At 70.8% G+C, this 20379-nt stretch carries 15 protein-coding genes and 1 pseudogene; 4 read left to right on the top strand and 12 right to left on the bottom strand.

The genetic code is table 11. The features are described 5' to 3' along the window. Positions 1-767: 767 nt before the first annotated feature. Positions 768-995: pseudogene (locus FPZ41_RS47420) on the bottom strand (aspartate aminotransferase family protein); the annotation flags it as partial. A 477-nt stretch (positions 996-1472) separates the two neighbouring features. On the opposite strand from FPZ41_RS47420, the gene FPZ41_RS32930 reads away from it, so the two are divergent. Beyond that, positions 1473-2699 (top strand): trypsin-like serine peptidase, encoded by a 1227-nt coding sequence (locus FPZ41_RS32930; RefSeq protein ID WP_194236288.1) that lies wholly within the window; start codon positions 1473-1475, stop codon positions 2697-2699. Positions 2700-3004: 305 nt separating this feature from the next. Next, entirely contained in the window at positions 3005-4192 is a 1188-nt protein-coding gene (locus tag FPZ41_RS32925; protein WP_152867262.1) for a trypsin-like serine peptidase, read from the top strand. A gap of 152 nt (positions 4193-4344) precedes the next feature. Here the strand turns inward: FPZ41_RS32925 and hflX are convergent, their stop codons facing one another. From hflX to miaA, 6 genes are all read right to left on the bottom strand, one after another. Continuing rightward, the gene (gene hflX, locus FPZ41_RS32920) at positions 4345-5841 is read right to left on the bottom strand and encodes a GTPase HflX (protein WP_131559679.1); all 1497 of its coding nucleotides are present in this window, start codon (positions 5839-5841) and stop codon (positions 4345-4347) included. Between the two features lie 309 nt (positions 5842-6150). Continuing rightward, entirely contained in the window at positions 6151-7656 is a 1506-nt protein-coding gene (locus FPZ41_RS32915) for a M1 family metallopeptidase (RefSeq protein WP_152867261.1), read from the bottom strand. Positions 7657-7740: 84 nt separating this feature from the next. Beyond that, positions 7741-10125: a RelA/SpoT family protein gene (locus FPZ41_RS32910; RefSeq protein WP_152867260.1), complete on the bottom strand. Its 2385-nt coding sequence runs from the start codon at positions 10123-10125 to the stop codon at positions 7741-7743. Between the two features lie 298 nt (positions 10126-10423). Then, positions 10424-11293, bottom strand: coding sequence for a diaminopimelate epimerase (gene dapF / locus FPZ41_RS32905; protein ID WP_152867259.1), 870 nt, complete (start codon positions 11291-11293; stop codon positions 10424-10426). 47 nt (positions 11294-11340) lie between these two features. Next, on the bottom strand, positions 11341-11883 hold the full coding sequence (locus FPZ41_RS32900; protein ID WP_152867264.1) for a hypothetical protein: 543 nt from the start codon (positions 11881-11883) through the stop codon (positions 11341-11343). Between the two features lie 108 nt (positions 11884-11991). Beyond that, complete coding sequence (miaA, locus tag FPZ41_RS32895; RefSeq protein ID WP_322621027.1) at positions 11992-12930, bottom strand: tRNA (adenosine(37)-N6)-dimethylallyltransferase MiaA; 939 nt, start codon at positions 12928-12930, stop codon at positions 11992-11994. 181 nt (positions 12931-13111) lie between these two features. Between miaA and FPZ41_RS32890 the strand changes: the two genes are divergently transcribed. Together FPZ41_RS32890 and FPZ41_RS32885 are read left to right on the top strand one after the other, a co-directional pair. After that, positions 13112-13438, top strand: coding sequence for a hypothetical protein (locus FPZ41_RS32890; protein WP_152867258.1), 327 nt, complete (start codon positions 13112-13114; stop codon positions 13436-13438). Between the two features lie 25 nt (positions 13439-13463). Beyond that, positions 13464-13742, top strand: a complete 279-nt coding sequence (locus tag FPZ41_RS32885; protein ID WP_152867257.1) for an antitoxin — start codon at positions 13464-13466, stop codon at positions 13740-13742. A 118-nt stretch (positions 13743-13860) separates the two neighbouring features. Here FPZ41_RS32885 and FPZ41_RS32880 read toward each other — a convergent pair whose 3' ends face one another. From FPZ41_RS32880 to FPZ41_RS32860, 5 genes are all read right to left on the bottom strand, one after another. Continuing rightward, complete coding sequence (locus FPZ41_RS32880; RefSeq protein WP_152867256.1) at positions 13861-14595, bottom strand: class III extradiol dioxygenase subunit B-like domain-containing protein; 735 nt, start codon at positions 14593-14595, stop codon at positions 13861-13863. A 127-nt stretch (positions 14596-14722) separates the two neighbouring features. Continuing rightward, positions 14723-14995, bottom strand: coding sequence for a type II toxin-antitoxin system RelE family toxin (locus tag FPZ41_RS32875; protein WP_152867255.1), 273 nt, complete (start codon positions 14993-14995; stop codon positions 14723-14725). Positions 14996-15026: 31 nt separating this feature from the next. Next, the gene (miaB, locus tag FPZ41_RS32870; RefSeq protein ID WP_152867254.1) at positions 15027-16544 is read right to left on the bottom strand and encodes a tRNA (N6-isopentenyl adenosine(37)-C2)-methylthiotransferase MiaB; all 1518 of its coding nucleotides are present in this window, start codon (positions 16542-16544) and stop codon (positions 15027-15029) included. A 131-nt stretch (positions 16545-16675) separates the two neighbouring features. Next, on the bottom strand, positions 16676-19282 hold the full coding sequence (locus FPZ41_RS32865) for a glycoside hydrolase family 2 TIM barrel-domain containing protein (RefSeq protein WP_322621026.1): 2607 nt from the start codon (positions 19280-19282) through the stop codon (positions 16676-16678). A 212-nt stretch (positions 19283-19494) separates the two neighbouring features. After that, the gene (locus FPZ41_RS32860) at positions 19495-20268 is read right to left on the bottom strand and encodes an SIS domain-containing protein (protein WP_322621025.1); all 774 of its coding nucleotides are present in this window, start codon (positions 20266-20268) and stop codon (positions 19495-19497) included. Positions 20269-20379 lie beyond the last annotated feature (111 nt).

The following is a 20379-nucleotide window of genomic DNA, read 5'->3' as shown; positions in this document are numbered from 1 at the left end:
GTTCAGAAGGTCGGCGGTGGGGGCGGGCAAAGGTTCGGCTGCGTGCGTGCCGTCCTTCTGCTCGGGGATCGATTCGGTGCTTCGTGTGTGGGGACGGGTGCGCCCGTCGGGCAGGGGGGTCGCGGTCAAGGGGTCCTCGTGAAGTTTCGGGTGCGTACGCGATGTGTTCATCCCAAGGCGTCGTCACGCAGATTCATGCGGGGACGAGGGCGCTCGGTGAAGCGATGGACGAAGGGATGGAGGAATGGATGGAGGAATGGATGGAGACGGGGGTGGAGGCAGGGGTGCTGGCACGGATGGGCGAAGGCGATGAGCATGTGGCACTGAGGCGTGTTGTGTGCCCGGGACTCGCCGAGCGAGTCGTGCGGCGGGCTCAGTGCCTCCACCGGCGCCGGCGCTCACCGCGGTCCGCCTCCACCTCGCTCGCCGCATCCCTGCGCCACCGCCCGCACGATCAGCCCTCGTCGCAGGCACTCCCGCTGGACCTCGGCGGCCAGTTCGGGCGCTGCGGGCAAGGGGTCATGAGGCGGGGCCGGACTGCCGGCTGCGTCAAGGCGATCGTCACGGCGATCAAGGCCTGCGTCACCGGTGAGGTGGGCGGCCCGAGGGGTGTCTTCGGTGCGTTCCGGTGTGCCCTCCGGGTCCACCAGTTCGACACCAATCATCAGGCCCCGGCCGCAAACGTCTCCGATACAGGCGAACTCGGCGGCCAGGGAGGGGAGTTCGGTGAGCACGCGGGTGCCCAGGGGCTCGGCGTGTTCGGCGAGGTGGTTCTCGCGGACGTAGGCGAGGGTGCCCGCACCGGACAGGCAGTCGAGGTAGCGGCGCCCGTCGGCACCCTCGATCGTCAGCCCACGAGCCCGGACGGGGGCGATCGGCAGGGCGCGTGCGTAGGTGCGCGACGCGGACTCGCGAGCCGACTGCCGCCGCAGGATCCCCTCGTGCGCCGCGCGCGCCCCCTCGGCCGCACGCCCCACAGACTCGGTCACAGCCACGACGGTTCCTCCGCTCCCCAGAGGCGAGTTGGCCGAGGGCTCCGGTCAACGGCAGGCCCCGCACGTACCAACGACGCGACCCGCGTGGGGAAGCGGGTGCGGCCCAGATCGGTGCGGATGAAGATCCGTCGCCATATGAGGGAAGGGTTGCTGCCGAGTTGGGGAGGGGCCGCCCGTGTTGCGGAAGATCCGTGCATTCGCGGAGCCGTGCCCCGGCGGCGAAGATCAACGCCGTGACGGAACCGTTGCGGTTCTGTCGGGTGTCCCCGACAGCGACCGCATAGTGTGTAGTGCCGTTCAGTGACGCCGCGACGATCGCGGCCGGCCGGTGTCGGCGGTTCCGTACCGAGGGGGCGAACATCGGCGGATCCGGACCAAGCCGGCGGGCGGCGGCGTACGGAGAGAATGACGTACGCGAACGTACGCGACCGCTCCGGCGGCACAGAGTTGTCAAACGCCCCAGGGGGAGTTCAGACCATGCGACCCATACGCCCGTTCCTCACCGCTCGCCGAGTCAGGGGTGGGCGCCGCACATCCTTCCCCACGCTGGCTGCCGTTGGCCTCGCCACGGCTCTCGCACTGACCGTCACCGCCTGCGGCACGGGCGACGACGGGGCGAACGCCGACGTGTCCGCGTCCCAGGGCTCCTCGGACGGCAACGGCAAGATCCAGATCCCGGACGACATCCGGGACAAGCTCAAAGAGCACGGGATCGACATCGACAAGTGGAAGAACGGCGCCTGGAAGAACTGGGACAAGGACGACTGGCTGCGCGAGGCCGAGGACTTCGTCAACCCGATCATCAAGGACCTGTGGGACCCGGACCGGATGCGGGAGGCTCAGGAGCCGGAGAAGGAGGTCGACGAGAGCGACCTCTCCGGTGACCAGGGCGTCACCGACCCGACGCCGGCGGCCGTGAGGGCGCAGGCCGTGCCGACGGGCTACCACGACAACGTGCCCGAGGCGGGCAAGGTGTTCTTCGACGGACCCGAGGGCACGATGGTCTGCTCGGCGACCGTGGTCGAGGACCCGGCCAACCCCGGCAAGTCGAACCTTGTGTGGACCGCGGGCCACTGCGTGCACGCCGGCAAGTCGGGCGGCTGGTACCGCAACATCGCCTTCGTACCGTCCTACAACGACAGCGGGATGACGGCGACGGAGCTCGAAGGCGCCACCAAGGAGGAGGTTGCTCCGTACGGCGTCTGGTGGGGCGACGGGGCGCGGACCTCGGACCAGTGGATCGAGCAGGGCGGCAGGACGGGCGGTGACGGCGCGTCGTACGACTTCGCGGTCATCCATGTGACACCCGAGGAGGGTGACGACGGCAAGTCCCTGGAGGAGACTGTTGGTTCGGCGCTCCCGGTGGACTTCAACGCGCCCGCGGTTCCGCAGGTGAGGAGCATCACGGCGACGGGTTACCCGGCGGCGGCGCCGTTCGACGGCGAGACGATGTACCAGTGCACGGACAAGCCGGGCCGGCTCTCGCTCCTGAAGTCCGACCCCACGATGTACCGCATCGGCTGCACGATGACCGGCGGTTCGTCCGGCGGCGGCTGGGTGGCGACCGGCGCGGACGGCAGGCCCGCGCTCGTATCCAACACCTCGATCGGCCCGGTGAACGCCGGCTGGCTGGCGGGCCCGCGGCTGGGCGGGGTCGCCAAGGACGTGTACGAAGAGGTGAGCCGGAAGTTCGCCGGTCAGTGACGACTCGGTGACCGACGACCGCGTGCTGTTCGTCGGGGGCCGGGTGCCCGGCCCCCGACGATCGGCCGTCGACCACCGACGAACACACGGCCGGTGACCGCCAACGGACAACCCACGGCGGACACCGGACGGCCGGAGAGAGACAGCGGACAGCCAGAGAGTCAGACAGCGGTCGGTTCGGGGGACAGTCAGCGGTCGGGCGGGGCGCAGGCCGCAGAAATCTTCACCGGCCGCTCGCCGGTCGTCCTCAGACGCCTGGGCATAGTGGGCGTGCCATTTGGAAGTTCCCACGGGGGTCAAGCACCATGCGTTCCACACCACGGCGGCACCGCCTGCTCGCCGCCGCCGGACTCGTCGCCGCTCTGGCGCTCACCGCGACCGCCTGCGGGTCGGGCGACAACAGCGCGAGCGACAAGCCCGACGCCACCGCCTCCCCGGCTGCCGACGCCACCGGTGACAAGGGCGGCAGCCTCGCCGACGCCCTCGCCGACAAGCTCAAGGAGCACGGCATCGATGTCGACGACTGGAAGGACGGCGGATGGAAGAACTGGGAGAAGGACCAGTGGCTCACTGAGGCCAAGGACTTCGTCAACCCGGTGATCGACGAGCTCTGGAAGCCCGAGCGGATGCAGTCCGCCGAGGAGGCCAACAAGACGATCTCGGCGAAGGACGCCTCCGCCGACCACGGCATAAGCGACCCGGAGCCGGCGCCGGTCGAGGCCACGCCCGAGAAGACCCCGTACCACCAGAGCGCCGCGCCGGTCGGCAAGGTCTTCTTCGACTCCCCCGAGGGCTCTAAGGTCTGTTCGGGCACGGTGGTCAAGGACGCGAATCACCCGGGCAGGTCCAACCTCGTCTGGACGGCGGGCCACTGCGTGCACGCGGGCGGCAGCGGCGGCTGGTACCGCAACATCGTCTTCGTCCCGGCCTACAACGACCTGGGCAAGTCCGAGTCCGACCTGTCGAACGCCTCTCCCCAAGAGATCGCCCCGTTCGGTCCGTGGTGGGCAGACTGGGCCGCGACTTCGGACGAGTGGATCTCGGGCGGATCGGAGACGGGCGGCGCGGGTGCCGCGTACGACTACGCGATCCTGCACGTGAAGCCTGAGGCGGGCGACAAGTCCCTGGAGGAGACGGTCGGCTCGGCCCTGGACGTGGACTTCTCCACGCCGTCCGCGTCCGAGGCCGGCTCCATGGGCGCGTGGGGCTACCCGGCGGCGGCGCCGTACAACGGCCTCAAGATGTTCAAGTGCCTCGACCGGCCCGGCCGTCTCTCGCTGGACTCCGCCCTGCCGACGATGTACCGCATCGGCTGCACCATGACCGGTGGTTCGTCCGGGGGCGGCTGGTTCCGCGTCGTCGGCGGGGAGACCAAGCTGGTGTCGAACACGTCGATCGGCCCGTCCGACAACACCTGGCTCGCCGGACCCCAACTCGGCCGGGGTGCCCAGCAGTTGTACGACATGATGAGCACCCGGTACGGCGGGCAGTAGCCGTCGGCCGTACGCACGACGCGTGACACGGACGAAGGCCGCCCCTCACGCGGGGGCGGGCCTTCGCTCGTTGTGCGTACCGCACGTCAGGCGGCTTGCGTACCGGTGTCAGGCGTTGTGCGTACCGTTGTCAGGCGTTGTGCGTGCCGTTGTCAGGCCAGCGGTGCCGGTGCGTACGGTGTCAGCTCCGCCGCCAGTTCCTCGTGGACCCGCGCCTTGAGCAGGGTGCCCTCCGGGGTGTGCTCCTCGGAGATCACCTCGCCCTCGGTGTGGGCGCGGGCGACCAGCTTGCCCAGCGTGTACGGCACGAGCGCCTCGATCTCGACCGAGGGACGGGGCAGCTCGTTGTCGATCAGCGCGAGCAGCTCGTCGATGCCCCGGCCGGTGCGGGCCGATACCGCGATGGCGCGCTTCTCGATCCGCAGCAGCCGCTGAAGCGTCAGCGGGTCGGCCGCGTCCGCCTTGTTGACCACGACGATCTCGGGCACGTCGGTGGCGCCGACATCCCTGATCACCTCGCGCACGGCGGCCAGCTGCTCCTCCGGCGCCGGGTGCGAACCGTCCACCACGTGCAGGATCAGGTCGGAGTCGCCGACCTCCTCCATCGTGGAGCGGAACGCCTCGACCAGGTGATGCGGCAGGTGGCGCACAAACCCGACGGTGTCCGCCAGGGTGTACAGCCGCCCGCCCGGGGTCTCGGCCCGGCGCACGGTCGGGTCGAGGGTCGCGAACAGCGAGTTCTCGACCAGGACGCCCGCGCCCGTCAGGCGGTTGAGCAGCGAGGACTTACCCGCGTTGGTGTAGCCGGCGATGGCGACCGACGGCACCTTGTGGCGCTTGCGCTCCTTGCGCTTGATCTCGCGGCCGGTCTTCATCTCCGCGATCTCCCGGCGCATCTTCGCCATCTTCTCGCGGATACGGCGCCGGTCCGTCTCGATCTTGGTCTCACCGGGGCCACGGGTGGCCAGGCCTCCGCCCTTGCCGCCGCCCATCTGCCGTGACAGCGACTGACCCCAGCCTCGGAGCCTCGGCAGCATGTACTGCATCTGCGCGAGCGCGACCTGCGCCTTGCCCTCTCGGGACTTGGCGTGCTGGGCGAAGATGTCGAGGATCAGGGCCGTGCGGTCGATGACCTTGACCTTGACGACGTCCTCGAGGTGGATGAGCTGGCCCGGGCTGAGCTCACCGTCGCAGATGACGGTGTCGGCGCCCGACTCCAGGACGACGTCCCGCAGCTCGTCGGCCTTGCCTGAGCCGATGTACGTGGCCGCGTCCGGCTTGTCGCGGCGCTGGATCACACCGTCGAGCACCAGCGCGCCCGCGGTCTCCGCGAGGGCGGCCAGCTCGGCCAGCGAGTTCTCCGCGTCCTGCACCGTTCCCGAGGTCCAGACGCCGACGAGGACGACGCGCTCCAGGCGGAGCTGGCGGTACTCGACCTCGGTGACGTCTTCGAGCTCGGTGGAGAGTCCCACGACACGGCGTAGAGCCGCGCGCTCGGAGCGGTCGAACTGGTCACCGTCCCGATCTCCGTCGATCTCGTGGCTCCAGGCGACGTCCTCTTCCATCAGGGCATCGGCCCGAAGACCTTCGGTGTAGTTCTGCGCGAGGGCGCGCTGCGCGGCCTGGGAAGGGGAAGAAGAGGAGGTCATTGGATCCTTACGTCGATGGGAAACGGATGCGGCGACGGGCTTTCCGCCGATGACGGCGATCCTTCCGCCAGTGACAGCCGTCCAGTCGTCCTCACTGGCGGCACTCCGTCGCTGACGACAGTCTTTCCGTCACTGGCAACGCGTCTCCGTCACTGGTCACGGGTCTTCCGTCACTTGCGATGTACCCGTTCCGTCACTGTGGACAACGTCCGAGTACCCCCGGAGATTCCCGGGGCCCGCCCCTAGGGGCCGGGCCGCGTCGCCGACGGACACGATGGTCGCACGACACGGCTCGTCTCGTCACCCGGGTTATTCCCGTTCCGTTTTGTGTGGTGTTTTCTGTGATGCCTTCCGTGCGGGCTCGGGCTTCCAGTCCGGGTGGCCCGGCATCGGCGGGGTCTTCGTCCCGTAGAGCCAGGCACGGAAGAACCCGCTCAGATCGCGTCCGGCGACGCGGGACGCGAGGTCCTGGAAGTCGCGCGTGCCGGCGGCCCCGTCGCGGTGGACACGCACCCAGGAGCGTTCCAGGTTGTCGAAGGCGGGGCGGCCGATCTCCTGGCGGAGGGCGTAGAGGAAGAGCGCGGCCCCGTCGTAGACGACGGGGCGGAAAATGCTGATCTTCCGGCCCGGCTTGGGTTCCTTGGGCATCGCCGGGGGGCCTCCGTCGGTCCGCCAGCGGTCGGAGGTGGCGTAGGCCGCCTTCATACGGGCCTCCAGGGACTTGCCGGACTTCTCGTCCGCGTACAGGGCCTCGTACCAGGTGGCGTGTCCCTCGTTGAGCCACAGGTCGGACCAGGTGCGCGGGCTGACGCTGTTGCCGAACCACTGGTGGGCCAGCTCGTGCACCATGATCGACTCGACGTACCACTGCGGGTACTCGGACCGGGTGAAGAGCTCTCTCTCGAAGAGAGAGAGCGTTTGTGTCTCCAGTTCGTAGCCGGTCCGCGTGTCCGCGATCAGCAGGCCGTACGTCTCGAAGGGGTACGCGCCGGCTTTCCGCTCCATCCAGGCGATCTGGGCGGGTGTCTTCGCGAGCCACGGTTCCAGCGTTTTGCGGTCCTTCGTGGGAACCACGTCGCGCACGGGCAGGCCGTGCGGTCCGGTGCGGCGCAGGACCGTGGAGCGGCCGATGGAGACCTGGGCGAGTTCGGTCGCCATGGGGTGCTGGGTGCGATACGTCCAGGTCGTGGCCTTGGGGCCGCGGTGCACGCCCACCGGCAGACCGTTGGCCACAGCCGTGTGCCCCTGGGGCGCGGTGACCCGAATGGTGAAAAGGGCCTTGTCGGAGGGGTGGTCGTTGCACGGGAACACCAGGTGCGCGGCGTCGGCCTGGTTGGCCATCGCAAGACCGTCCGCGGTGCGCACCCAGCCGCCGTCCGTGCCCTCTGCGTACACGGGGTCACTGGTGTGGCGCACGGTGATCCGAAGCGGGCTGCCCCCGGGGAGCGGTGCGCGCGGGGTGAGGACCAGGTCCTCGCCCGCGCTGGTGAAGGCGGCGGGCGCGCCGTTGACCTCCACGGACCGCACCGTCCCGTGGGCGAAGTCGAGGTTGACGTGTTTCAGGGGTGCGGTCGTCCGGGCGTCGATGGTGGTGACGGCCGAGAGCGGTTCGCGATTGGTGCCCGAGTAGGTGAAGGCAAGGTCGTACGACCGGACGTCGTACCCCGGGTTGCCGAGGTAGGGGAAGAGGCGGTCGCCCACGCCGAGGGGCACGGCCGGCGAGGGGACGCCTGCGGCGATCAGGCAGACGGAGACGGCGGAGGTGAGCAGCGCCGCCTTGACGCGACGGGCCCTGGGACGGGCGGTGAGCAGCATGCACCACCGCTACCAGCGCCCCTGCTCCCCCACAGCGACGGCGCGCGGCGGGCCCACTCGAACGGCGGGCCCCTCTGGCCTGCGCTACTGCGTGACCGGAGCCTGGTGCTGGGTACGGCCCACGTCGTACACGCCCGCGACGTTCCGCATCGCGCGCATCAGTGCGGGGAGGTGGGCGGCGTCCGGAAGTTGGAGGGTGTAGGTGTGGCGGACGCGTTGCTGTGCCGGAGGTTCGACGATGGCGGAGACGATCGCGACGCCCTCCAGGGCGATGGCCTCGGTGAGGTCGGCCAACAGGTGGGGCCGCTGGAAGGACTCGGCGACCAGCGTCACACGGCACTCGGTGGTGTCACCCCAGCGCACACCGACCTCCGCGCGCCCCGCGCTCTTCATCTGCTCCACTCCGGCGCACTCCACACGGTGGACGGTGACCACTCCCCCGCGTACGGCGAAGCCGGTGACCTCGTCGGGCGGTACGGGCGTGCAGCAACCCGCGAGCCGTACGCTCGCGCCGGGCTGGTCCACGGCGACAGTGGAGGAGGCGGAGCGTGCGGCGGAGGCGTCGGCCTCGGGACGGACGGACGGTGCGTCGGCGTTCGAGCGGGCAGAGAGCTCGTGGAAAGCGGAGGCACCCGCGCCACCAGCAGCATCCGCATCAGCACCCCCGCCCCCACTCGCACCCGCACCCGCACCCGCAGGCCTGCCTTCCCCGGCAGAGCCGCCCTCACCGGCGGAGGCGTCGGCCGGCGACGGATGGGCCGCCAGCCAACGCTGGATGGCGATGCGTGCGCCGGGAGTTCGGGCGTGCTCCAGCCACTCCCGGGAGGGCTCGGAGGCCGGGTCCTGGCCCATGAGGAGCTGGACGCTGTCGCCGTCCTTCAGGACCGTACTCAGCGTCGCCAGACGGCCGTTGACACGGGCGCCGATACAGGCGTGCGCGTCGTCGCCGTACTGGGCGTACGCGGCGTCCACGCAGCTCGCGCCCTCGGGGAGCCCCAGCGTGCCCCCGTCGGGCCGGAAGACGGTGATCTCGCGGTCCTGGGCGAGGTCCTCGCGGAGCGTGGACCAGAAGATGTCGGTGTCCGGGGCCGCCTCCTGCCAGTCGAGGAGTCGGGAGAGCCAGCCGGGGCGCGTGGGGTCGGCGCGCTCGCCGTCACCGCCGACCGGCCCGGCGTCGCTCCGCTCCCCATCGGTCTGCACACCCGCGCTCTGCTGGCCGCCGGCCTGCGAGCCGTCGGTCTGCTCCTCCGTAGGAGGAGCGTAGGGATTGCCGAGCGCGATGACCCCGGCCTCGGCGACCTTGTGCATCTGGTGCGTGCGGATGAGAACTTCGGCGACCTCGCCGTCCGCGCGTGCGACAGCCGTGTGCAACGACTGGTAGAGGTTGAACTTCGGTACGGCGATGAAGTCCTTGAACTCCGAGACGACGGGCGTGAGGCAGGTGTGCAGTTCGCCGAGGACCGCGTAGCAGTCGGCGTCCTCGTTGACGAGGACGAGGAGGCGTCCGAAGTCGGCGCCGCGCAGCGGTCCGCGCTTGCGCGAGACGCGGTGCACGGAGACGAAGTGCCGTGGACGGATGACGACTTCGGCCTGGATGCCGGCCTCGCGCAGCACTCCGCGCACCTCGTCGGCGATCTCGGCGAGCGGGTCGCCGCCGTGCGCCGCGTTGTCGACGATCAGCTCACGGGTGTGCTCGTACTCCTCGGGGTGGAGGATCGCGAAGGCCAGGTCCTCCAGTTCGGTCTTGAGTACCTGGACGCCCAGCCGTTCGGCGAGCGGGATCAGCACGTCCAGGGTCACCTTGGCGATGCGCTCCTGTTTCTCGGGGCGCATCACGCCCAGGGTGCGCATGTTGTGCAGTCGGTCGGCGAGTTTGATCGACATCACGCGGACGTCGTTGCCGGTGGCGACGAGCATCTTGCGGAAGGTCTCGGGTTCGGCGGCGGCCCCGTAGTCGACCTTCTCCAGCTTCGTGACGCCGTCGACGAGGTAGCGGACCTCCTCGCCGAACTCCTCGCCCACCTGATTGAGCGTCACATCCGTGTCTTCGACGGTGTCGTGGAGCAGTGACGCCGTCAAGGTCGTGGTCTCGGCGCCGAGTTCGGCGAGGATCAGGGTTACGGCGAGCGGGTGGGTGATGTAGGGCTCGCCGCTCTTGCGCATCTGGCCGCGGTGCGAGGACTCGGCCAACACATAGGCCCGGCGCAGGGGTTCGAGGTCGGCGTCCGGGTGGTGGGCGCGGTGGGCCTCGGCGACATGGCTGATGGCGTCGGGCAGTCTGTCCCGGGTGGCGGTGCCGAGCAGCGCGGCACGGCCGAGGCGGCGCAGGTCGATGCGGGGGCGCCCCTTCCTGCGGTGTGCCGGCGGCACAGTCGGCTCGTGCGTGCTTCCCCGTTCATGCGCACTTGAGTGTGTGGAAGGGGGCGTCACAGGGGCGGGCGTGAGAGGGTTCGTGGCCTCCGCACTCATGGGCACCTCCGGCTGCGTGGACCGGCGGACGGATACCCCTTGGCGTACGGCGGCTCGGGGTATGGCGTGGTTCCCCCGTCCGTGCCGGTGCTTGATGCTATCGAGCCCACCAGGTGCGATTGACCGCCTCCCCCCGAGCGTGAAACGGATCACTCATTCGAGCGACGCTTCACAGGTTTACGGTTTCGAGCCACCCATAGGGCAGTTGGCCATGGAATCGAACCCGCGCACGCCGCAGAGGGCACGGCATCGCAGCCCCGGGAAGCCCGAGTGCTGCGACACCCAGCCCGATCTCGCGTCAACTCTCCGCGTTTTCCAGCCAGTCCATGTCGATCGATCCCTCGGCGACGATCACGGCGGGGCCCGTCATCTCGATCTCGCCGTCCGGGCGTTCGGTGATGACGAGTGTTCCGCCGGGGACGTCAACGGTGTACGTCGCCGGAGTGCCGGTCACGGCCGGGTCGGTGCCGTCGCGTCGGGCGGCCGCCACGGCGACGGCGCACGCGCCCGTGCCGCACGAGCGGGTCTCGCCGGAGCCGCGCTCGTGCACGCGCATCGCGACGTGGGCCGGACCGCGGTCGACCACGAACTCGACGTTCACTCCGTCCGGGTAGGCGGAGGCCGGGCTGAACGGCGGCGCCGAGTACAGGGTGCCGGCGTGGGCGAGGTCGTCGACGAAGGCCACGGCGTGCGGGTTGCCCATGTTCACGTTGCGCGCGGGCCAGCTGCGCTCACCGACGCTCACGGTGACGTCCCCTTCGGGGAGGCGCGCCCTGCCCATGCCGACGGTGACGTCACCGTCCTTGTCGATGTGCACGGTCTTCACGCCTCCGCGCGTGGCGACCGCGAGGTCCCCCTCGGTGACGTGTCCGGCGCGCTGGAGGTAGCGGGCGAAGACCCGTACGCCGTTGCCGCACATCTCGGCGATCGAGCCGTCGCCGTTGCGGTAGTCCATGAACCACTCCGCCTCGGCCTCCATCGCCTTCGCCTCGGGGTGCGCGGCGGATCGTACGACGTGCAGCAGACCGTCCCCGCCCAGCCCCGCGCGCCGGTCGCACAGGGCGGCCACGGCGGCCGGGGGCAGGTCGATGGCGTTGTCCGGGTCCGGGATGATCACGAAGTCGTTCTCGGTCCCGTGGCCCTTGAGGAAGGCGATCGGCGTGCTCATTCCTCGATCGTACGGTGTGCGTACGACACCGCGTCGCCGCGCGGGGGTCAGCGCAGTCGCGCCACGCGCCACACGGCCAGGGCCACCACCGCGAGCACGATCACCGCGTACCCGAGGACCACCCGCCAGTCGGGGCGGCGTCCGGATCCTCGCTGAGGCAGTCCGGGCCAGGTGGTACCGACGCGGCGGGCGGCCATCATGCCCCAGCCGGCCGCGCAGGAGCAGATCAGCAGGCCGAGCATGGCGACCACGGCGCCGCCGTCGCCGAACTCGAAGGCGAGCGGGAAGGCGAACATCAGCGAGCCCAGCGCGGCCAGGGCGACGATGGGGGCGAGCTGCCAGATCCGTAGCCGGCGCTGGGGGCGGAGCTCGACCTCGACCTCGGGTCCGGGGGACATGTCGTCCGCCTCCGGTCCGTCGTCGGTCACTCCGCCCGGCGACTGCTCGTCCGGGCCGTCCGAGCTCAGGGAGTCCCCGTCCGGGCTCAAGCGGTACCCCTCCAGGGCCTGCTGCTCCCCGTTCTCCGCTGTCTGGTACTCAGCGGTCTCGTACTCTGCGCCTTGTGCGGTGTTGCGAGGGCCGGCCTCCATCGCCACGCGCCCTCCCAACTAGGACTTCACTTGGTCGATCGAAGCTCGATGATGGCACGGTCCCGAAGGGCCGGATGACGGCCGGTGCGTCCCGATGCCATGACGTGATCAGGCTGTGACCGGTCGTTCGACGAACGACAGGGCGAGCTCCGGAAGTTCCGCGTGATCGGCGACACCCCCCTTGAGCCAATGCACACGGGGGTCACGCCTGAACCATGAATCCTGGCGGCGCGCGAAGCGTTTGGTGGCACGCACGGTCTCGGCGCGCGCCTCGTCCTCGGAGCACTCACCGGCGAGCGCCGCGAGAACCTGCTGGTAGCCGAGCGCGCGCGAAGCCGTGCGCCCCTCGCGCAGTCCTTGCGCCGTGAGTGAGCGCACTTCGTCGACGAGTCCGGCGTCCCACATGCGGTCGACCCGGCGGGCGATGCGCTCGTCGAGTTCGGGGCGGGAGACGTCGACACCGATCTGGACCGTGTCGTAGACGGAGTCGTGGCCCGGGAGGTTGGCGGTGAAGGGCTTGCCGGTGATCTCGATGACCTCAAGGGCGCGGACGATGCGGCGACCGTTGCTGGGCAGGATCGCCTCGGCCGCCTCGGGGTCGGCGGCCGCGAGGCGCGCGTGCAGGGCGCCGGAGCCGCGCAGGGTGAGTTCCTCCTCCAGGCGGGCGCGGACCTCGGGGTCGGTGCCGGGGAACTCCAGGTTGTCGACGGCGCCACGGACGTACAGCCCGGAGCCGCCCACCAGGATGGGCCAGCGGCCCTCCTTGAGCAGGGCGTCGATGCGCGTGCGGGCGAGCCGCTGGTACTCGGCGACGCTGGCCGTGACCGTCACGTCCCAGATGTCCAGGAGGTGGTGAGGGACGCCGCCGCGCTCCTCGGGTGTCAGTTTGGCGGTGCCGATGTCCATCCCGCTGTAGAGCTGCATCGAGTCGGCGTTGACGATCTCGCCGCCGAGGCGTTGGGCGAGGAAGACGCCGAGATCGGACTTTCCGGCAGCGGTGGGTCCGACGACGGCGATGACACGGGGGGCGGCGGGTGTGGTGCTCACCGACCCAGTCTCGCAAACCCCCGGGCCCGCCCTCGAACGAGTTACGTGACGGCACCGGGGTGGGGTCGTTCCCTGTTGCGAGGCTCGAACCGCCGGACTCGAGTGCCGGTGACCCGGGCGACGCAATCGGACGCACCGGGCGACGCGGGATTTCCCCCGCACGAGTAACGTTGGAGTGGATATGGGCGTTTTTGCGCGACTTTTCCGGAAGTCGAAGGCTACGGAGGAGGCGTCAACCGCCGAGGCGCAGGCCGACACGCCAACGGCCGGGTCCGAGGCACAAGGGACGGACGAGGCGAAGCGGCCGAAGGAGACCACGAAGTCCGAGGCCACGGAGCCCGAGGCCGAGGCGGGCGAGGTCAAGGCGAGTGAAGCCAAGGCGGAGGATGCCGCGCCGAAAAAGACCGCGCCGGAGAAGCCCGGTGCGGAAGACGACGTGGAGATCCCGAAGCAGCAGACCGCCGAGCAGGCCGCCGACAACGAGGCCGGCGAGAGCGCCCGCACATGACCGCTGCCCCGCGGGAAGGTGAACCATGAGTCTCCTGGATAACGTGAAGTCCAAACTGACCCCGGCCAAGGAAAAGGTCTCGCACCTCGCGCAGAAGCACGGAGACAAGATCGACAAGGTCGAGCGCGGTCTCGACAAGGTCGCGAACGCGGTCGACAAGAAGACCAAGGGCAAGTACAGCGACCGGATCCACTCGGGCACGGGCAGGGCGAAGGGCGCCATGGACCGACTCGCGCACAAGGACAGCGGCACCACCGCACCACCGCCGGACGCGCCGCCACCGCCACCGCCACCGGCTTCCTGAACGCACGGCACGGCACGGCGGACGGCCGCGGAGCTGTCGGGCTCCGCGGCCGTCCGCCGTGCCGTGCCGTGTCATTCGTGCCGTGCCACTTCGTGTCGCGTCGTGTCGGGCGCTGTGGCTACGACCAGGCCGCCACCAGGTAGCCCACCCCGTACGGTGCCTCGTCGTAGAGGAGCGAGCCCGACAGGGGTGTGTTCTCGGCCGCGCCGGCGAGGATCTGCCAGGGGGCGCGGCCGGAGGCCTTGAGTTCGTGGGCCAGGGCGCTGTCCAGGGCCTTGAGGGCCGGGATGTCCGCCGAGCCGAGCGCGCGGGCGACCTCGGCGTCGAAGCCGGCGGCGCGCTCGTCGAGGTAACCGGGTGCCTTGAGGGTGCGGCACGCGCTGGCGTCGCCCATGACGAGCAGGGCCACCCGCTGGTCCGGCGCCGCGAGCTCCCGTCCGGCCCGGACGCACTGCTCGGCCTCCAGCCGTTCCCCGACGCCGAGGCCGGCTACGGGCGCGTCGGCCCAGTCCGTGCGCGTCAGCAGCCAGGCGGCCACGGCCAGGGAGGGCGGAAGCTCGCGCTCAGGGGCCGTGGCGTCCATGGCCGCGGGGTCCGGCCTGCCGCGTCCCAGGCGTACGTCGACGTCCACGCCGAAGCCGCGGAACGAGCCCGGCGTGCCCTCCGGGTACTGTCCACGTCCGGTCTCGTCTGCCGGGCCGACGACCACCAGCCGGTCGGGGCGTGCCGCGGCGAGCACCCCGAGCGCGTCCGCGCACGCGGCCCGCGCGTCGTCCAGTTCTGGCGCGGCGCCCGCGGCGACCTCGGGCACGAGCAGCGGCGGACAGGGGCAGACGGCTGCGGCGACAAGCATGATCCGCAGCGTAGCCGGGGCGCGGCCCGGTGGCTCCTCCCCCCGCGCGGCCTCCGCACGGCCTGGCGTCCGCGCACCGCGACGGTCCGTCACTCCTCGATGAGCCTGCCACTCCTCGACGAGTACGTCACTCCTCGATGAGTACGTCCGTCAGGTCGATGACCGTGACGACGAGCACCACGAGCTTGCCGTCGCTGACCACGTACTCGATGACGAGGTTGCGTGAGAGGGCGATCTCCCGCGCGGTCTCGTCGCCGCTCAGGGGGTGGGAGAGCTTGTGCCGCGGCTCGGTCACCAGGATGGCCAGGCCACGCTCCAGCAGATCCCGCCGTTCGGCGGGCAGGCTGTCACGTGCGCGGGCGGCCCGCTCGGTGAACTCAACGCTGTACGGCACCGCCATGCTCCCTCCCCTCACGCGGTGTGCCGGGCCCTCAGTCGCAGCCGCAGCCACTCGTCGCGGCGGGCAGCGGCTCCGGTACACCGATCTTCGGCAGGCCGAGCATCACCCCGGCCGGCTGTGCGGCGGCCTTCTCGGTGGTGCGCTTCTCCCAGGCGTCGCCCGCGCGCGTACGGCGCACGTCCAGGACTGCGCCCTCGGCGAGCAGGTGGTGCGGGGCCGCGTACGTGATCTCGACCGTGACCACGTCTCCGGGGCGGACCGCCTGGTCGGGCTTGGTGAAGTGCACCAGGCGGTTGTCGGGGGCACGGCCGGAGAGGCGCTGGGTGGCGCCGTCCTTGCGGCCCTCGCCCTCGGCGACCATCAGCTCCAGGGTGCGGCCGACCTGCTTCTTGTTCTCCTCCCAGGAGATCTCCTCCTGGAGGGCGACGAGACGCTCGTAGCGCGCCTGGACGACCTCCTTGGGGATCTGGTTGTCCATGGTGGCCGCGGGGGTGCCGGGGCGCTTGGAGTACTGGAAGGTGAAGGCCTGCGCGAAGCGCGCCTCGCGCACCACGTGGAGGGTCTGCTCGAAGTCCTCCTCGGTCTCGCCGGGGAAGCCGACGATGATGTCCGTGGTGATCGCCGCGTGCGGGATGGCCTCCCGCACCTTGCGGATGATGCCCAGGTAGCGCTCCTGGCGGTAGGAGCGGCGCATCGCCTTGAGGACCGGGTCCGAGCCGGACTGGAGCGGCATGTGCAGCTGCGGCATCACGTTCGGCGTCTCGGCCATGGCCGCGATCACGTCGTCGGTGAAGTCGCGGGGGTGGGGAGAGGTGAAGCGGACACGCTCCAGGCCCTCGATCCCGCCGCACGCCCGCAGCAGCTTGCTGAATGCCTCGCGGTCGCCGATGTCGGAGCCGTACGCGTTGACGTTCTGCCCGAGCAGCGTGATCTCGGAGACGCCCTCGCCGACCAGTGCCTCGATCTCGGCGAGGATGTCGCCGGTCCGGCGGTCCTTCTCCTTGCCGCGCAGGGCCGGGACGATGCAGAAGGTGCAGGTGTTGTTGCAGCCGACGGAGATGGAGACCCACGCCGCGTACGCGCTCTCGCGGCGGGTCGGCAGCGTCGAGGGGAAGGCCTCCAGAGACTCGGCGATCTCGACCTGCGCCTCCTCCTGGACGCGGGCGCGCTCCAGCAGGACGGGCAGCTTGCCGATGTTGTGCGTGCCGAAGACGACGTCCACCCAGGGCGCCCGCTTCACGATGGTGTCGCGGTCCTTCTGCGCCAGACAGCCGCCGACGGCGATCTGCATGCCGGGGCGGCCTGCCTTCTTCGGGGCGAGGCGGCCGAGGTTGCCGTACAGCCTGTTGTCGGCGTTCTCGCGGACGGCGCAGGTGTTGAAGACGACGACGTCCGCGTCGCCGTCCGAGCCCTCGGGTGCGCGCACGTAGCCGGCGTCCTCCAGGAGGCCGGACAAGCGCTCGGAGTCGTGGACGTTCATCTGGCACCCGTAGGTGCGTACTTCGTATGTCTTGACGCCCACTGCCCGGCTCCGGTCGCTGCTGCTCATGCCCTAAGGGTAGGCGCTGCCCGGAGTACACCCGGCCCGTGGCCTCCCGGCCGGCGGCGGGCCCGGCCCGGGCGCGGTCTCGGCCGACGGGTCGTGCCCGTCGGCGCCGCCGTGCCCGGGCCGCCCGGCTGTCAGCGTGGTCGTCCGACCGGCAGCGTGACGGTCGCCGGCCGCAGGCCGGGGGCCCTCGCGGTGAGGGTGAGGCGGCCCGGTCTCTTCGCCGGGCGCAGGATGGCGAGGGCCTTGCCGTGCCAGGTGTGGCGGCGCGGCTGCCGGAAGCTGTCGACGTTGTGTGGGTTGCCGTTGCCGACGCCGGCGAGCTCTCCTGCGCCGGTCACCTCGAACGTCACCTCGAGCGCCGCGTCGGGCACCGGACGGCCTCGCCGGTCGATCACCTCGACGAGCACGTGTGCGAGGTCGTCCCGGCCCGTGGTGAGGTCCGTGACGTCGGGGACGAGCCGCAGCGCTGCAGGGGCGCCCACCGTCGTGAGGGCCGTCCGGCCGATCTCCCTGCCGTTCCGGGTGGCGACGGCCGTCAGCTCGCCGGGTTCGTACGGCACGGTGAAGGTGGCCATGGACCGCTCGGGAGCCGTCGCGGCGCCGCCCGGGACCGCCTTGCCGCCCAGCAGCAGCCGCGCGCTGTCTCCCGGTGTGTAGACGTGCACGGTCATCGGCGTGCCGGGCTCCACGTCCCAGGTCCAGCTCGCCAGCTCGTCGTAGTAGCCCCACCAGAGCGCCACCTGCTCGGTGCCCGGCGGGGTCGGGCGCAACACCATCAGCTCCACGGGGCTGCGGCCGGTCACCGCCGCGCGCCAGTGGCTCTGCGGCTTGCGCTGCCCGATCAGGTCGAAGTCACCGCAGTTCGCCTGGAAGTACGGGTACGGGTAGCCGAAGCCGCCCCAGGTGTGGTGCAGTTCGCGGGAGATCGACCAGCCCGGCATGATGCTCTGGTCGCCGATGGTCTCCGCCGTTCCCACGGGCGGGATCGCCGTCTTGCCGATGCCGGATTCGCCGAGGTAGTCCCAGGCGGCCCAGATCCAGGTCCCGGTGGCCCAGGTGTGCTCGGCGGCGAACGTGATGTCCTGGTGGATCGTCGCCGGGAACGTCTCGTTGTGCGTCATCGCCTTGCCGGGGTGGGCCTCGTGCATCGGGCCGTAGGTCTTGCCGTTGGCGTTGTAGTGGACGTCGCCGACGTCGACGTAGTCCCAGGACGGGTCGTCCGCCGAGTGGGTCGAGCCGCCGCCGAGGGTGATCGGCCGGGTCCTGTCGAGGGAGCGGAGCGCCTGGGCCATCTCGGCTCCCCGGTGGCCGCTGGTGTTGTCGGTGATCTCATTGCCCAGCGACCACATCACCACGCTCGGGTGGTTGCGGTCCCGGAGCACCGTGCCCCTGAGGTCCCGTTCCCACCACTCGGCGAAGTGCACGGAGTAGTCCTGGGGGTTCTTGCCGGTGTCCCAGACGTCGAAGATCTCGTCCATCACCAGCATGCCCAGCCGGTCGCAGGCGTCGAGCAGCGCGGGTGTCGGCGGGTTGTGGGCGGTGCGGATCGAGTTGAAGCCGGCCTCCTTGAGGATCTCCACGCGGCGTTCCTCGGAGCGGTCGAGGGCGACGGCGCCCAGCGGGCCGTGGTCGTGGTGGACGTTGCCGCCCATGATCTCGACCGGCTCTCCGTTGAGCAGGAACCCGGCCTCGCCGTTCCACACCAGTGAGCGGATCCCGAAGGGGGTGGTGACCGTGTCCACGACTCTGCCGCCGACCAGTACGTCCGTGCGCGCGCTGTAGAGGTGCGGCGCGTCCATGGACCACAGCTCGGGCTGCCTGATCGTGAGGTCGAGCCGTGCGGTGGGCGTCGCGCCCGCTGCGAGGTCCTGTGCGGGCTCCTGTGCCGTCGCCACGACACGGCCCCGCGGGTCGCGCACGCCGACGCGCACGGATGCCGCCGAGGGGCGCTCGCCGAGGTTGGCGAGGGACACCTCCACGTGCACCACCGACCGGCGCTCGCCCACCACGGGCGTGCTCACATGGATGCCCCACAGCGGGATCCGCACCGGCCCCGTCGTCGTCAGCCAGGTGTGGCGGTAGATGCCCGAGCCCGAGTACCAGCGGCTGTTGCGGCCGGTGTTGTCGACCCGCACCGCGAGGACGTTGGTCCCCGTGCGCTTCACGTGCGGGGTCAGGTCGTAGGCGAAGGACGTGTAGCCGTAGGGGTGGAAGCCGAGGTGCACGCCGTTGAGCCAGACGTCCGCGTTCTGGTAAACGCCGTCGAACCGCAGCTCGTGGTGGAGGTCGTCGCCGTCGGGGTCCGGCAGCGTGAAGTGCTTGCGGTACCAGCCGATCCCGCCGACCGTGTAGCCGGTCGAGCCCCCGCCCTCGCTGTTCTCGGGGTCGAACGGGCCGATCACCGGAGGCGGGCCGGGCTCGCTCGGCGGCTCCCTGGGGACGAGCAGGGACGGGTCGCTGGTGGCTCCTCCGTCGGGAGCGGGGGCGTGGGGCAGATCCTCGATGCTCCAGTCGTGCGGCAGGTCGAGCGACCGCCACTCGCTGTCGTCGAACTCCGGGTCCTGCGCACCGGTCGCTTCGCCGCGGAAGAAGCGCCACCCCTCGTCGAACGACCGTTCCCTGGGCGGCCTGCCCGCGGGCGGCGACTCGGTGCCGTCCGCGGCGGCCGCAGGGCCGGCGTCGAGCGCCAGCGAACCCATACCCACCGCGCCCAACTGGAGTGCCTGACGCCGCGTCACGCCGTCTGACGGGCCGTGCGATCGCCCGGGTAAGTCGCCGGCGGCGTGCTCCGGCGCATCGCCGCCGTGTCGCTGCTCCCGCATCGCCATGTCTTCCGCCCTCTCAGGAGAGTCAGGGGATTCGATATGCCGAACGTGAAACGAGGTACTGAACCGACATAGACATGACAGGAGTAGACGGGCTCGAAGGTGGCGTCAAGGCACAGAAACCCTCAACTGGCCGTGCGGCGGATGCGCCCGCTGTAGCGCCTCTCCAGTTCCAGGTTGCCCTCGAAGCCGCCGGGCACGTTGGCCGAGACGTACACCGGCGGGCGCTCACCAGCGGCGAGCAGTTGCGCGGCGGCCTCGGCGACGGCCATCTGGACCAGCATCACGCCGGTCAGGGTGGACAGCGCGCAGACGGCGCCGCCGCCCGGGAGTCCGAGGAGCGCGTCGCCGCGCGGGGCGGCGTTGTCCAGGACGACGTCGGCGATGTCGGCGAGCTTGCGGCCACTGGGATGGGAGGCGGGGACGGCGCGCGTGTGGGACAGCGAGGTGACGGCCAGGACGCGGTGCCCCTGGTCCTTGGCGTGCAGTGCCATCTCGACGATCACGTTGTTGACGCCCGAGTTCGACACGATGACGAACAGGTCCCCGGCCTGCGGCGCGGCGAGGTCGTAGAGCCGGGCGGCCACCCCGGACCGGCGCTCCAGCAGGGGGTCGTCCAGCACGCTCGGGTCGTCCCCGCCGTAGAGGACGAGGTCGGCGATGGACAGCCGGTTGGTGGGGACGAGCCCGCCGGCGCGACCCGCGACCTCCAGGACGACGGCCTGGGAGTGCCCGGTGCCGAAGGCCTGGACGACTCCCCCCGAGCGCACACAGTCGGCGATCAGCTCCGCGGCCCGCCGCACCTCGTCGCGGGCGGACACGGCGATGCGGTCGAGAACGGCCAGGCTCGTGCGCGCGAAGCCCTCGGCGCTGACGGAGTCCACAGAGTCGACGGTCACGGGACACTCCCCACCGATGGATTGAACCACCTCAACTACATTTCGTGAATCAATAAATCATATGCCTCGCGTTCTGAGCAACGGAGCGAAGCCCCCTTGCCCCACAAGCCC

The sequence above is a fragment of the Streptomyces acidicola genome (assembly GCF_009377235.1).
GTDB lineage: Bacteria > Actinomycetota > Actinomycetes > Streptomycetales > Streptomycetaceae > Streptomyces > Streptomyces acidicola.
This window is presented reverse-complemented; position numbering and strand designations above follow the sequence as displayed.